This window comes from Streptomyces fumanus, assembly GCF_014655295.1.
In the GTDB taxonomy this organism is placed as follows: Bacteria; Actinomycetota; Actinomycetes; order Streptomycetales; family Streptomycetaceae; genus Streptomyces; species Streptomyces fumanus.
This window is the reverse complement of record NZ_BNBI01000023.1, coordinates 30,263-43,145: the sequence shown is the minus strand read 5'-3', so window position 1 is coordinate 43,145 and position 12,883 is coordinate 30,263. Positions and strand designations below refer to the sequence as shown.

General features: G+C 71.8%; 12 protein-coding genes and 1 pseudogene. 7 read left to right on the top strand and 6 right to left on the bottom strand.

Translation table 11 applies throughout. The features are described 5' to 3' along the window. Positions 1-245: 245 nt before the first annotated feature. From IE316_RS33980 to IE316_RS33970, 3 genes are read left to right on the top strand one after another with little or no spacing between them, the layout of a single operon-like run. A complete protein-coding gene (locus tag IE316_RS33980) occupies positions 246-2,942 on the top strand; it encodes a bifunctional acetate--CoA ligase family protein/GNAT family N-acetyltransferase (protein ID WP_190208422.1) in 2,697 nt (898 codons plus the stop codon). A 12-nt stretch (positions 2,943-2,954) separates the two neighbouring features. Continuing rightward, the gene (locus tag IE316_RS33975) at positions 2,955-3,686 is read left to right on the top strand and encodes a CBS domain-containing protein (protein WP_190208421.1); all 732 of its coding nucleotides are present in this window, start codon (positions 2,955-2,957) and stop codon (positions 3,684-3,686) included. A gap of 13 nt (positions 3,687-3,699) precedes the next feature. Beyond that, positions 3,700-4,203 carry a flavodoxin domain-containing protein gene (locus IE316_RS33970; protein WP_190208420.1) on the top strand — a complete coding sequence of 168 codons (504 nt, stop codon included), beginning with the start codon at positions 3,700-3,702 and terminating at the stop codon, positions 4,201-4,203. A gap of 384 nt (positions 4,204-4,587) precedes the next feature. Here the strand turns inward: IE316_RS33970 and IE316_RS33965 are convergent, their stop codons facing one another. The 3 genes from IE316_RS33965 to IE316_RS33955 form a co-directional block, all read right to left on the bottom strand. Continuing rightward, the gene (locus IE316_RS33965; protein ID WP_190208419.1) at positions 4,588-5,211 is read right to left on the bottom strand and encodes a GNAT family N-acetyltransferase; all 624 of its coding nucleotides are present in this window, start codon (positions 5,209-5,211) and stop codon (positions 4,588-4,590) included. Further along, positions 5,208-5,411: a hypothetical protein gene (locus IE316_RS35780; protein WP_229910673.1), complete on the bottom strand. Its 204-nt coding sequence runs from the start codon at positions 5,409-5,411 to the stop codon at positions 5,208-5,210. The genes IE316_RS33965 and IE316_RS35780 overlap by 4 nt, the downstream gene beginning before the upstream one ends. 375 nt (positions 5,412-5,786) lie before the next feature. After that, positions 5,787-6,407 carry a class I SAM-dependent methyltransferase gene (locus tag IE316_RS33955; RefSeq protein ID WP_190208418.1) on the bottom strand — a complete coding sequence of 207 codons (621 nt, stop codon included), beginning with the start codon at positions 6,405-6,407 and terminating at the stop codon, positions 5,787-5,789. Between the two features lie 47 nt (positions 6,408-6,454). Between IE316_RS33955 and IE316_RS35775 the strand changes: the two are divergent. The 4 genes and pseudogenes from IE316_RS35775 to IE316_RS33940 form a co-directional block, all read left to right on the top strand. Continuing rightward, positions 6,455-6,550 (top strand): annotated as a pseudogene (locus IE316_RS35775) (IS5 family transposase); the annotation flags it as partial. Positions 6,551-7,045: 495 nt separating this feature from the next. Further along, positions 7,046-7,273: a hypothetical protein gene (locus IE316_RS33950; protein ID WP_190208417.1), complete on the top strand. Its 228-nt coding sequence runs from the start codon at positions 7,046-7,048 to the stop codon at positions 7,271-7,273. A gap of 742 nt (positions 7,274-8,015) precedes the next feature. Beyond that, complete coding sequence (locus IE316_RS35770) at positions 8,016-8,168, top strand: hypothetical protein (protein ID WP_229910672.1); 153 nt, start codon at positions 8,016-8,018, stop codon at positions 8,166-8,168. A gap of 650 nt (positions 8,169-8,818) precedes the next feature. After that, positions 8,819-9,145, top strand: coding sequence for a hypothetical protein (locus tag IE316_RS33940; RefSeq protein WP_190208416.1), 327 nt, complete (start codon positions 8,819-8,821; stop codon positions 9,143-9,145). A 701-nt stretch (positions 9,146-9,846) separates the two neighbouring features. Here the strand turns inward: IE316_RS33940 and IE316_RS33935 are convergent. From IE316_RS33935 to IE316_RS33925, 3 genes are read right to left on the bottom strand one after another with little or no spacing between them, the layout of a single operon-like run. Then, positions 9,847-11,394, bottom strand: coding sequence for a hypothetical protein (locus IE316_RS33935; protein WP_190208415.1), 1,548 nt, complete (start codon positions 11,392-11,394; stop codon positions 9,847-9,849). Further along, positions 11,391-12,023 (bottom strand): ABC transporter ATP-binding protein, encoded by a 633-nt coding sequence (locus IE316_RS33930; protein WP_190208414.1) that lies wholly within the window; start codon positions 12,021-12,023, stop codon positions 11,391-11,393. Before IE316_RS33930 ends, IE316_RS33935 begins: the two co-directional genes overlap by 4 nt. Continuing rightward, positions 12,014-12,760: a class I SAM-dependent methyltransferase gene (locus IE316_RS33925; protein WP_229910671.1), complete on the bottom strand. Its 747-nt coding sequence runs from the start codon at positions 12,758-12,760 to the stop codon at positions 12,014-12,016. Before IE316_RS33925 ends, IE316_RS33930 begins: the two co-directional genes overlap by 10 nt. Positions 12,761-12,883: the final 123 nt, after the last annotated feature.

Sequence of the window (12,883 nt, the reverse complement as noted above, 5' to 3'; positions counted from 1 at the left end):
CGGCACACCCGCCGACGGCCGCGCCCGCCCGGCAGCCCCTGCCGCTTCGCACCAAGTCGATCGCCCGGCGTACCCGCCAAGGCGCGGGCCTGGGAACCACCGGCCCGTCGCGCGGCGGACGCCGGGAACCGGGGCCTACCGGCCCTCCCACCGGACCCGGTCAGCCCATGGGAGCCGCGCTCGCCGCGGCGGATGCTCGAAGCGTCGGAAGGGACCGACCGGCCCGGACTCGGAGGAAAACCGTGATGAAGGACGACACGCCGTACCGCCCACCGGTCCACGCCCTCCTCGCGGACGGCACCACCGTCCGCATCCGGGCCGTGGAAGCCGCGGACCACGACCAGCTCCAGGGGCTCTACGAGGAGATGTCACCGGAGAACCTCCGCATGCGCTTCTTCGCCGTCAGTCCCCGCTCCGCGGGCCTGGCCGCCGACCACGTCTGCGGGCCGGCCCGGCGCGGCCACCGGGCCCTGCTGGCCGAACGGGCGGAACAGGTCATCGGTCTGGCCGAGTACCACGCCGACGCCACCGCGCCCGGCACCGCCGAACTGGCCCTGGCGGTCGCCGAGGGTCTGCACCACCGGGGCGTGGGCACACTGCTCGTCGAGCACCTGGTCTCCGCGGCCCGGCAGGACGGCATCACCGCCTTCACCGCCGACGCCCTGAGCGAGAACCACGAGGTGCTGCGTCTCTTCACCGACCTCGGCCTCAGCGTGGTCCGGCGTCCCGACGGTCCCGAGACCCACTGCGTCATCGCGCTGGACGAGGAGGAGACCTATCTCGCGGCGACCGAAGCCCGGGGCCGGGCCGCCGACATCGCCAGCCTGACGCCGCTGCTGACGCCGCGGACGGTCGCCGTCGTCGGGGTCGGCCGGCGGCCCGGTTCGGTGGGACGTGCCCTGCTCCACCATCTCCACGAGGGCGGTTTCACCGGACGCCTGTTCGCGGTCAATCCGGCCGCCAAAGCGATTCTGGGCGTGCCGTCCCACCCGTCGGTCAGCGAACTGCCGGTCACTCCCGACCTGGTGGTGATCGCCGCTCCCGCCGACACCGTGCCCGCCGTGGCCGAGGAATGCGGCAAGGCCGGGGTACGGGCCCTGGTCGTGGTCAGCGCCGACCTGGACCCCGGCCAGGCACAGGCGCTGCTCAGCGCCTGCCGCACCCACGGCATGCGTCTGGTCGGCCCCAACTGCCTAGGCATCGCCCAGACCGATCCGGCCCTCCGGATGGACGCCACCTTCGCCGCCGTCCACCCGGCCCCCGGGACCGCGGGCGTCGCCGCGCAGTCCGGCGGCGTCGGCATCGCCCTGCTGGAGGGGCTGTCCCGGCTGGGCATCGGCGTCTCGACATTCGTCTCGCTCGGCGACAAGTACGACGTCAGCGGCAACGACATGCTCCAGTGGTGGGAGAGCGACGGCCGCACCGACCTGGCCCTGCTGCACCTGGAGTCCTTCGGCAACCCGAGGGCCTTCTCCCGCACCGCCCGGCGCGTCACCCGCCGGATGCCCGTCCTCACCGTCGACGCCGGCCGCACCGACGCCGGCCGCCGCGCCGCCGCGTCCCACACCGCCGCCGCGGCCACCGGTGCGCTGACCCGCCAGGCCCTGTTCACGCAGGCCGGCATCACCGCGACCCGGTCCATCGGCGAACTGCTGGAGACCGCCGCCCTGTTCCACGCCCAGCCGCTCCCGACGGGCTCCCGCGTCGTCGTGGTCACCAACGCGGGCGGCGCGGGCGTCCTGGCCGCGGACGCCTGCGCCGAGGCCGGCCTCACCGTGCCCCCGCTCACCCCCGGGCTGGTCGACGACCTGCTCGCCGTACTCCCCGCCGGGGCCGCCACCGGCAACCCCGTGGACACCACCGCCGCCGTCACCGAGGACGCGCTCGGCGCGTGCCTGGACCGGCTCATGGACCATCCGGGCGTCGACGCCGTCCTGGTGGCCCTCGTGCCCACCGCAGTCGCCGCCGCCACCGGTGACGACCTGGTGCGGGCCGTCACCCGCGGACCCGGCCGCCGGGCCAAACCCGCCCTCCTCGTACGCCTGGAACAAGCCCTGCCCGTCACCCTGCTGCCCGCCTCCGACGGGGGCACGGTCCCGTCGTACGCGGCATTCCACGCGGCGGCGGGGGCATTGGCCCATGCCGTCCGCCGGGCGGCCTGGCTCGCCCGGCCCGCCGGAACCGTGGTGGCCCTGGACGGCATCGACCCGGTCCGGGCCCGCGAACTGGCCGAGGGCTTCCTCACCGCGCACCCGGACGGGGGCTGGCCCGACCCGCACACCTGCGCCGCGCTCCTCGCCTGCTACGGCATTCCCCAACTGCCCTGGGGCTGGGCCGAGACGGAGGACGAGGCCGTACGCGCCGCCGGTGAACTGCGCGGCGCGGACGGACGGGTGGTCCTGAAGGCCCACTGGCCGGGACTGGTGCACAAGAGCCTGCAAAATGCCGTCCACCTCGACCTGCGCGACGAGACCCAGGTACGGGCGGCCTTCCAGGATCTGCGGACCCGCTTCGAAGGACTGATGACCGGTGTGGTCGTCCAGCCGCTCGCCGAGCGCGGCACCGAACTGTTCGCTGGTGTCGTCCAGGACGCCGTCTTCGGTCCGCTCGTCGTGTTCGGGCTGGGCGGCACGGCCACCGAGGTGCTCGCCGACCACGCGGCCCGCCTCGCCCCGCTCACCGAACACGACGTGCACGACCTGATCGCCGCCCCGCACTGCGCACCGGTGCTCTTCGGCGCGCTCGGCGGCGGCCCCGTCGACCTGGAGGGCCTGGAACAGGTGCTGCACCGGCTGTCCCGGATGGCCGCGGACCTGCCGCAGCTCGCCGAGGCCGATCTCAACCCGGTCCTCGCCACACCCGGCGGGATCACCGTGCTGGACACCCGGCTACGCCTGCTGCCACGCCGGCCGCAGGACCCCTATCTGCGCCGACTGCGCTGAGGAGGAACGGACATGAGGCACCCCAAGGTCGGCTCCGTGATGACCGTCGACGTCGTCCGGGCCCGGTACGGCACCCCCTTCAAGGAGGTCGCCCGGTTGCTCGCCGACCACCGGATCAGCGGACTGCCCGTGGTGGACGATCACGAGCACGTCATCGGCGTCGTCTCCGAGACGGACCTGATGGTCCACCAGGCCGAGACGCCGCTGCCGTACGACCCGGCCCCGCGGTATCGGCTCCCGGCACTGACGGCCGGTGCCCGGCGGCGCGCGGCGAAGGCCCGGGCCCGGACGGCGGGCGGGCTGATGACCGCCCCCGCCGTCACCGTGCACGCGCAGGACACTGTCATCGAGGCCGCCCGCACCATGGTCGGGCACCGGGTGAACCGGCTGCCCGTGCTCGACGAGGACGACCGCCTGGCCGGCATCGTCACCCGGCACGACCTGCTGGGCATGTTCCTGCGCACGGACGCGGAGATCCGCGAGGAGGTGATCCACGAGGTACTGGAGCGCGGACTGTGGCTGGCCCCCGCCGACATCGACGTCAGTGTGACCGGAGGCGTCGTCACACTGCGCGGCGAGCTGGAACGCAAGAGCGAGACCCAGATCGCCGTGTCCATGACCCGGACGATCGACGGAGTCATCGACGTCGTGGACCGGCTCACCCACCGCTTCGAGGACTCCCGGCTCGAGAACGACGCACGGGTGTCGCACGGGGTCGCCGACGACTGGCTGCGCAAGCTGTAAGGGGCTGGACATCATGCGGGACAAGGTGCTCGCCTACGGGACGACCAACGGATCCACGGCACGGATCGCCGAGTCCGTGGCCGAGGTGCTGCGCGCGCGGGGACTGGCGGCCGAAGCGCTGCCCGCCCGGTCCGTGCCGGACCTGGCACCCTACGAAGCCGTGCTGGTCGGGGGTGGTCTGTACGCGGGACGCTGGCACAAGGACGCCCGCCGCTTCGTACGGCGGCACCGCGGGGCGCTGGCCCAACGGCCGGTGTGGTTCTTCAGCAGCGGTCCGCTCGACGCCACGGCCGCCGAGCGGGACATCCAGCCCGTGCCCGGCGTGAAGAGGGCCATGGCCTCTCTGGGAGTGCGGGAACACGTCACTTTCGGCGGCTGCCTCGCCGAGGGCGCCGAGGGACGGATGGCCCGGATGATCGTGCGCAACGGCAAGGGCGGTGACTTCCGCGACTTCACCGCGATCGAGACCTGGGCGGCCGCCGTCGCCGAAGAACTCTGCGGTGCATCGAGCAAGTGAACGGCGGGAGCCGGCGTCGGCACCGCCCGGATGCCGTGCCGGCCGCGTGGACGCTGGGCGGACCGCGGCTGCCGGAGCGGCCTGGCGCTGTCGCGCCCATGTCCGACCGGTCGAGCGCGGACCTGGCCGGCAGGTGCGTCGTGCCGGTACGAGGCACCGCCTTATGGGCCCGCTCATGGGCCGAACGGCCTCACAGTCCCGGCCCGGCCGGGGGCCGAACAGCCGGTGAACCTGTGCTGCGCTGGACGGTGTCCTTCTTTGTTGCCAACTCGGCAGCCTCAACCCCGCTGGCCTTGGCGCAGGTATACCGTGCCACCGAACCGTGAAACGGACTTCGACATGCCCTGTTGGCCTCGGAAGCAGGCGCTCGCCCGGGAGCGGCGTTCAGGATTCCGCTACGTGCAGAAGGAGCAGGTCGTACACCGGGCCGGACGGTTCGTTGTGGTAGGCGCCCGCGTACCGGTAGCCGAGCCGTTCGTACAGTGCGCGGCCGGCCGTGTTGTCAGGCCGTACCAGCAGGGACGCGTACTCGGGGTTGATCGCGGTGAGGAGTGCGGTGTGCAGCCGGGTGCCGATGCCCTGGCCCTGCCAGGCGGGGGAGACGGCCAGTTCGCACAGTCCCATCAGGCGCCCGGCGCGGACCCGGTCTGGGATCTGGGGCAGCAGCTCGTGGCCGAACCAGTATTCCGGCGTGCAGGGGAAGGCGTAGCCGAAGCCGGCCATCGTGCCATGCGCGTACGCCGCGACCAGGGTGAAGCCCTCACTGTGGTTGCGGACGTGGGCGAGGACCTGGCGGCGCAGCGCCGGCACGGACAGGCCGTCGCTCTGCGCACCGGGCGTGTCCACGATCTCCGGGTGGGCGTCGGCCCACAGGTCGGCGATCGTGTCGACCAGTGGCGGAACCTGCCCCGGACCGTAGGTGCGGATCACGATGTCGGTGCGGGTGCGGGTGCGGGTGCGGGTGCGGGTGCGGGTGCGGGTGCGGGTGCGGGTGCGGGGGGTGGTCACGCCTGTCCTCCTCCGGTGGCGGTGATGGCGCGGTACTCCTCGATCCAGTCGGCGACCGCGGGGACGCGGCTGTGCCTCTGCAGCGCGCCCGCGACGGCGTGCAGCGATTGCAGCAGCCGGTCGGAGCGCACCTCGGGGAGGTATGCCAGGACGCGGCCCGCGGCGTCGGCGGCTGCCTCCGGCTCGGGTCGCTCCCTCACCGCATGCTGGATGGCGACGTCCGCCGTGCACAGGGCGCGGTTGCGCGCGAAGGCGGCGCTGTGCAGCAGGACCGCCTGCTCGGCGCCGGCGGCGGCCCGCTCGTGCTGCCCCAGATCGGCCCTGGCCGCGCTTCCAGCCCGGCCAGCTCGCCTGGCTGGAAGAAGTCCAGCCAGGCCGGATCGGCGTCCGCCGGCCCCTTGGCGTACAGGTGGTGTGCCCTGACGATCGCCCGGTCGGTCGCGCCGGTGTCGCCCAGGAGGGCCCAGCCCCGGGCCTCGCGCATGTGGAACAGGCTCAGCCCCCCGCACCGACACTTGGTCGAGGAAGCCACGGGCCACTCAGGGCTTATGCCATACAAGCGTATAGCGCCAGAACTACCGTCGCCGAAGCCGTGCGCCGGGCAGGATGTCTCTGGCTTCACGGATGATCTCGTTGAAGGTCATGTCCGCTGAGCGAGTAGGGGCCGTCATAGAGACGGGCCGCGGCGAGGGGCGACCCTTGTTCTTCAGCCAGCCCATGGCGGCGTTGGTCGGAATGGCGACGGCACCGAGCAAGTGGTCCACGGTGGTCTCGGCGCGGCACAAGCCGACGATCACCAGCGTCCCTCCCGGAGCCAGATGGCGGCGGAATCGGATGAGCGCCTGGGCGAACGGCAGGTGGTGGATTGTGGCGACGCACGTGATGACGTCGTAAGGGCCAGCAGGGAAATCGGCTATTGCATCCGTGACACTGAAGGTGACGGGGAGCCCGGACGGAATCAGCTTCTGGGCCTGGGCTGTGATCACCGGATCAGAATCGACGGCCTGCACAGCATCGGCTCGTCCGGACAAGAGCCTTGCAAGATCACCGCTGCCGGAACCGACGTCCAGGGCGAGACCGAAGCGCCTCGGCAACTGCCGCAGGATCCAGCGATGGTAGTGAGCGTTGTGATCCCACGGATAAGCGGCGTTGAACCGTCCAAGGGCCCGCAGGGCACGAGGCGAAAGGATCTTCATCGTCCCAGTCCATCAAGTCCCTGCGGCATGCACACCCTGTTCTGGCAGAGGGTGTCTTCGACCAGCTCAACGGTCTCCTGCGACACCTGGTCCGCCAGGCTGAAGGCCGCGAGGGCGAGCCGACCGCCTGCGTGCTGGACGCAAGCCGACCGCCTGCGTGCTGGACGCACATGGAGAACAGCCGGAGCCGCAGTTGGCGGGGCTCCCATAAATGTCGTCTCAGGCGCGGGAATGGCATTGCGGCCCGCCGCTTGCGCCCAGCGCGTGGACTGCTGGACGGAAGCGGAGCGGTCCCCTTCGGTCGTTCTTCAGCACAAGGGGGCCGCGTGGCCTTCCGAACCGGAAGGTGCGGGCGCCGGGGATGGGCGCCGTCTTCCATGGTGCGCCATCTTCTCAGCGTCTCAACGAAAAGTACGGCTCCGACACCAAAAGCGTTCATTCCGCCTGGATTTGCCCGTACTCGGGGCACTGATGGAGTAAGGGGTCCGGTCGCCGCACGCCTTTGTTCCGTAAGTTCATGATCACGTTGAGTGGTGTGCGCCCGGCGCACCATGCTGTGGTCCAGCTCCTCCGCGGCGCATCAGCACCGCCGCGGAGGAGCGCTTTCCGAACCTCTTCTTCCTCCCAGGGAAGGTGCAATGACCAACAGGCAGGTGATGACCGTGGCCGTTCTGGCGGCGGTCCTCGCGTGGAGCACGGTGATGACCGTGCTGGGCCAGCTCGCGGCCGTGGCCGCGCTGCTGCCCTCGCTGGGGCTTCTCATCCAACAGATCGTCTCCGCGATCGGCGGCGGCCCGGGAGCGCGGCCGGACACGGCGCCGGCGGCTTCCGCGGGCGCCGCGCCGGCCGGGAGCGAGGAGCCGTGATGAAGAAGCCGCCTCAGGTCCCCGAGCAGCCACGGAGATCCACCTAGCCGCCGCGGCCGCCCGCCGGAGCCGATTTGCGACGAGGCCGGCGCGGTCCACCGCACCTGGCTGGAACCGGTCCGCAACCGGCTCGTCGCCAGCGGCCTGACCCCGGACGATCTCGTCGTCCGCTCCGGCTACTCCAAGACCAGGCTGTCGGAACTGCTGCGCGGCAAGGGCTACTACCCGGGCTGGGAGATCACCTACAGCGTCGTCCGCGCTCTGGACATTCCCGTCGGCCCGGTGCGCCGGCTGTGAACGGCGGCCGCGGTGGAGCCCGAGAAGGACGCCGCCTGAATCCGCCGCCGGATCTCGGACGTCCAGCCGCTCGGCCCGGACGAGCAGCCCGTCGCCCATCTCGGGCTCACCCAGGCCGTGTGGCAGCCCTACACCGCCTACGCGCAAGCGTTTTTGGGGACCGAACGCCGCGCCCAGCAGATGGTCGCCCAAACCTTCGACATCCTCTGGCTCACCTGGGAGGAGGCGACCGCCAGCCCCAACACGCCCCGCTACGCCTGGCAGTTGCTGCGCTCCCGGGTCCACGCGGCCGCGGCGAAGCGGCCGGACGGCCGCTCCGACCTGCGCCCGGCGGCATTCTCCACCGCAGTCCAGGCACAGATCCCGGACCTCGCCCCCCCGGCTGGACCGGATCGACGTCCTCGCACAGTTCTTCGACACGATCACCCGCCTGCCCGCCGACCAGATGGACATCACCGTCCTGTGCAGCCTGTGCGGCGTCGACCCGGACGCCGTGCCCGGCATCGTCGGCCTGGCCCCGGCCATCACCCACAGCCTGGACCGTCACGCCCGAGGGGCCCTGCGCCAGCTCTGCCCCGACATCGATTCCCAGGAGTGATCCCTCCGATATGAGCACCATCGACGACCTCCTTGCCCAGTCGCTTCTGCTGCGCCGTCCCCACGTTCCCTGCGACGTCGTTCCGTACGACGACCTGGCCTACGCCGGGCTCCTCGATGACGGCCAGCCGGGGCGGGACGACGGCAGGCGCGCGCCGGCCGACGAAGACGCCGCACGAAGCCTTGCCGCCCTGTGCGAGGCGGTCGTCACCCACTGCACCGCCGCACAGCTCGCCGACTTCCTCACCGACCAACTGCCCCAGCCACGGGCCGCCTGGATCCTGGGCTGTGTCCTGCAACTCGCCGGGGCCGAGGAAGGCGCCCGCTTCTGGTGGCAGTACGCCGGCGGCGCCGACGACGCCCCCGCCTCCTACTGCCTCTACCTACAGCACCTTGCCCGCGGCGATACCCACGCCGCCGCCCTGTGGCAGGCCCAGGCCGCGGTCCACCCAAGCAGGGAGGACGATGCAGCTTGCGGCCAGGACGCCCCGGCCTACCGCATGGTGACCACCGATACCAGCTTCCCCGTGATCCTGCGTATCCTCAGCCGCCTCAGCGACACCGTTCCGCGTCGCCGGCACACCTGCCGCACAGGCCGTCATCGAGTTCGTCGCCACGGCCGTTTCCATCGGCTACGACCGCCACCCCGACGTGGAGATCCCCGTCCCCGCCGGCAACTTCGCCGAACAACTAGACATCATCATCGCCGCGGCCTCCGGCACGAGCCCTCGCCCCGAACCCAGCACCGACACCACCGACACCACCGACACGCTGCCCAACCGGGCCCCGCTGGACAGCGCGTCCGAACCCCTCCCGGCCGACGACCGGTCACAGGACCCCGAACGGCTGCTGGTGGAGGTCACCTCCGAAAAGTACGAACCCGCCACCGTACGCGGCATGTTCGAAGAGGCAGTCCCCGTGTGCGCTGGGAAACAGCCATCGCCGCCGACAACACCGACGGACGAGAAGCCCGGGTGACGTACTACCTCAACCGCTTCCGCACCCGAGCCGCGCGGGCCTTCTCGGCTACCACCGCCAGGCCCGGGACCAGGGCACCGTCCGGCGTGGCCGCCTCTGGCCTCACGGGATTGTAGAAGCCGACTGAAGGACGCATTGCACGGCGTCCTGTCATCGTCGTCCCCGTCGCGTTCCACGAGGCCATGACGGCGGCCGCCGAACGAGACGCCGCCGTTCCACGATGAGCGCCGCGGCGTCGTCGAGGGATTGTCGCGGGGAGCCTGACGGCCCGGACCAGTGGGTGGCGATGCGGCTGAAGACCAGATTCAGCAAGCGGGAGACAGCAGGAGTGGTACCCGAGGTGGTAGGCAGGCTGGTGGTCGCGGGGTTTCCTGGACAGTAAGCGGGCGTACTGCCGGTGAGTTCGGCCATGTTGCCCGTGGACCCTGCAGTGGGCCGGGCAGACGGGCATGAACGGGTCAGCGTCCGGGCTCGACGGTGACGGGCTCGTTCGGGCACGTCTCGGCGAGCTGGCCGGGTGCCTGCTGCTCCGCTTCGTCGATGGCCAGTCCCCACCGGGTCATGATCGCCACCCACTCGGTGAAGTACCGGCAGCGGTAGCTTTCCCCCGGGCGGCTGCCAGGTGGCAGGGTCCTGGTCGGCTTTGCAGCGGTTGGACTTGGCGGTGACGCCGAACACTTCTGCCGCGGCGAGACGCTCTTTCAGGACCGTCGGAGGCGACGGAGCAGTCCCCGGTGGGCCCAGCCCGTGCGGCGCAGGCCCGCCCAGATGCAGCAGGCCGTCAGCAAGGCGGCGACCGCCGCCGCGCCGGGCGCCGACGGCACGGCGTTCGCCACAGCGACACCGGCCAGCAGGACGACGAACCCGTCGAACTGCCACGCCACGAGCATCAGCGCGGACAGGTCTCCGAACGGCGTGATGATCGGGAGCAGCAGTGACAGCGGCAGGTGCGTCTTCATCTCGCGCAGGAACCGCGCGCCGAGCACCAGCACGGCTGTCCCCGCGACGAGCAACGCGGTCTGAGCCGGACGCCCGTCGTACACTGGCCGGCCGACCAGCACGGCCAGACCGCCACCCAGGCAGGTCCCGGCCGTCACGGCGAGGACGGGCCAGGTCAGTGCGCGGGCCGCGGCGCCGCCCCACCACTGGCCCAGCAGCGGGGCGAGGGTCAGCTCATCGCGCAGCCCGCGCCACGTCTCACCGATCCAGCCGGAGCCGAGGTACAAGCAGACGGCTCCCGCGATCCACAGCGTCGAGGCCGTGCTGCCGTCCGCCCGGGCCGTGCCCGCGGTCAGGACGGCTCCGCCGGTCAGTAGGAGCAGTACGGCTGCGGCCGCCCGGCCCGGGGTCCGCAGGGCCCGCACCGCGCCCTGGGTCGCGTACCCGCGCAGGCGTCCGTCCTGGCGGAGCAGTGCCGAGGTGAACCCGCGCGGCTCCGGCCGGTACAGGTCCAGCGCGTGGTGGAGCGTGCCGGTCAGCACGTATGTCTGCGCCTGGGAGGCGCGCGCCGACTCTCGGGCCAGCCGGGCCAGGTCCACGGTCGCCAAGGCGCGGAAGGCGGAGCGGCCGAGGAGCACGGCGGTGGCCGCCGCCGCGGCGGCGACGAGCCACAGCGGACCGGCCCCGCCCTGACCGCCCGCCAGGCCGAGGAGCAGCGCCCCGGCGCCGGTGGCGCCGGTGAGCACCAGGTTGTCGCGGAACGGCCGGACCTGGCCCCACAGCCAGGTCGAAGCGGCGAGAACACCGAGCGCGGCCACGACTGCGCCGCCGGGCACCACGGTGTCCGTCCGGTCGAACAGGTCGGTCGCCAGGTACGCCGTTGTTCCGGTCGCCAGCAGCAGGCCCACCCCTGCGTACATGAGCCGGCGCCGGGCGAGGCTGCACAGGTAGTGCGCCGGGGGAAGGTCCGTGGACATGAAGACATGCAGCACGAACGGCTGGAGCACCAGTGGTCCCCAGAACCGGCCGGCGAGCTGGGCCCCCCAGCACACGACCACCACGAGCAGGCAGAGCGCGGGGGTCGCCCTGGTGGGTCCGCCGAAGGAGATCAGCCCCGGCGATCCGCTCGCCGCGTGCAGGGCCGGCGCCAGGAAGAAGGTACCGGCGAGAGCGACGAGGTAGACGGTGTATGCGCGGTTGTGCACCGAGGCCCGGTCGCCGCGGCGGGTGTAGCGGTGCCAAACGGCGTGGACGCGGTCTGCGGCGTCGGTCCTCGAGACCACGGTGTCCTGTACGTCCTGCTTCGTCATCCCAGCTCCACGCGGCCGTCGCACGCGTCGATCAGGACGGGTTCGTGGGTCGCGACGAGGAACGCGGTGCCCGTACTCGCCCGTTCGGCGAGCAGACCCGCCACGAGTTGCACCCGGTGACGATCGAGATGCCGCTCGGGTTCGTCGAGGAGCACGGCGTCCGCGGGCCGGACCAGGGTGAGCGCGAGGCTGAAGAGCTGGGACTGCCCGGAGGAGACCTGGTGGGGAAACCGTTCGCCGAGCGAGGACAGCCCCAGCCGCTCGATGATCCGCTCGGCGCGCTCGGTGGTCTCCGGGGCGTTGCCGTACCAGGAGGCGGCGACCAGGGTCACCTGTTCGCGCAGGGTCATGTCCCGGGCCACGGGGATGGGCTCGACCAGTGAGGCCAGGCAGCGGCGGTGCGCCGGCTTGGACATGTCGGCGCGCTCACCGCGTACGCGGACCGATCCGGCGGTCAGGCTTCGGCTGCCCAGGAAGGCCCGCAGGAGTGTGGTCTTGCCCGTGCCGTTGCCGCCCGTGACGCACCACACTTCGCCCGGTCCGGTTTCGAACGTGGTGGACGCGAGCAATGTGGTCTCGCCCAGCGCGACCGTCGCGTCGTCCGCCGCCAGTACAGGAACTACGGGCACTTCCGCTCCAGAACCACAAGCATCTCCCGGGACCGCGAACGGTACTCCTCGCCCGCGTACGAGCCGTTGACGGCGGTCACCGCCAAGCCGGCCATCCGCGTCAGGAGCCGTATCTCGGCAAGCGTCGCCCAGGTGGCCGTTTCGTGGAAGGCGGTGAGTTCCGTGGCGCTCTGAACCAGGAAGATACTCATGACCGCCTGGGTGGCACGGTCAGATGTCTGTGTGATCGTCACCATTCGTTCGCGGCCCAGGGGATAGGTCACCGAGGTCGCGTCCCCGCCCGTGCGGAGGAACTCGGCAGGGTCGGTACAGTCCAAGAAGGCGCCACCCGATGGCTTCAGGTGCCGTGCGACGCTGCGGAGCAGCTCGATCTTCTCGTCCTGGCTCTGCGCAAGGAAGAAGGTGTTCCGCGACAGCGTGACGATGTCGAAGGTGGCGTCCAGTCGCAGGTCCCGGAAGTCCGCCTCGACCACGTCGACCTTGCGGTCACCGCGCCGGCTCTCCAGTACGTCGAGCGAAGGGCGGGACGCGCCGACCGCGACGACCTGCGCGCCGGCGTCGGCGAGCGCCAGGGCCGAGACGCCAGTACCGGCGCCCAGGTCCAGGACGGTGCGGCCGGACAGGGACCGGTGGGTATCGACCCACGCCGCGAGTGCTCCGCCGGGAGACAGTCTCGACGACACCAGGTTCGGCGCCCACTCGTAAATGCCCGTCACCGCGGCGAAGAGGGTGTGCACCTGGGACTTGAGGAACTTGCCGAACCGCCGGCGGTCGGATCGGTCCGCGTCCAGCAGGCCCCCTTGGGACCGAGCCGGCGCTGCTCAGCGACCTTGCGCCGCTCACGGGCGATCAGCGCGCTC

What these genes read in the sequence shown, in the direction of transcription:
- IE316_RS33980 (WP_190208422.1), top strand. Translation starts at nt 246, where the DNA reads ATGAAGGACGACACGCCGTACCGCCCACCGGTCCACGCCCTCCTCGCG.
- IE316_RS33975 (WP_190208421.1), top strand. Translation starts at nt 2,955, where the DNA reads ATGAGGCACCCCAAGGTCGGCTCCGTGATGACCGTCGACGTCGTCCGG.
- IE316_RS33955 (WP_190208418.1), bottom strand. Translation starts at nt 6,407, where the DNA reads ATGAAGATCCTTTCGCCTCGTGCCCTGCGGGCCCTTGGACGGTTCAAC.
- IE316_RS33935 (WP_190208415.1), bottom strand. Translation starts at nt 11,394, where the DNA reads ATGACGAAGCAGGACGTACAGGACACCGTGGTCTCGAGGACCGACGCC.
- IE316_RS35770 (WP_229910672.1), top strand. Translation starts at nt 8,016, where the DNA reads ATGGACATCACCGTCCTGTGCAGCCTGTGCGGCGTCGACCCGGACGCC.
- IE316_RS33950 (WP_190208417.1), top strand. Translation starts at nt 7,046, where the DNA reads ATGACCAACAGGCAGGTGATGACCGTGGCCGTTCTGGCGGCGGTCCTC.
- IE316_RS33970 (WP_190208420.1), top strand. Translation starts at nt 3,700, where the DNA reads ATGCGGGACAAGGTGCTCGCCTACGGGACGACCAACGGATCCACGGCA.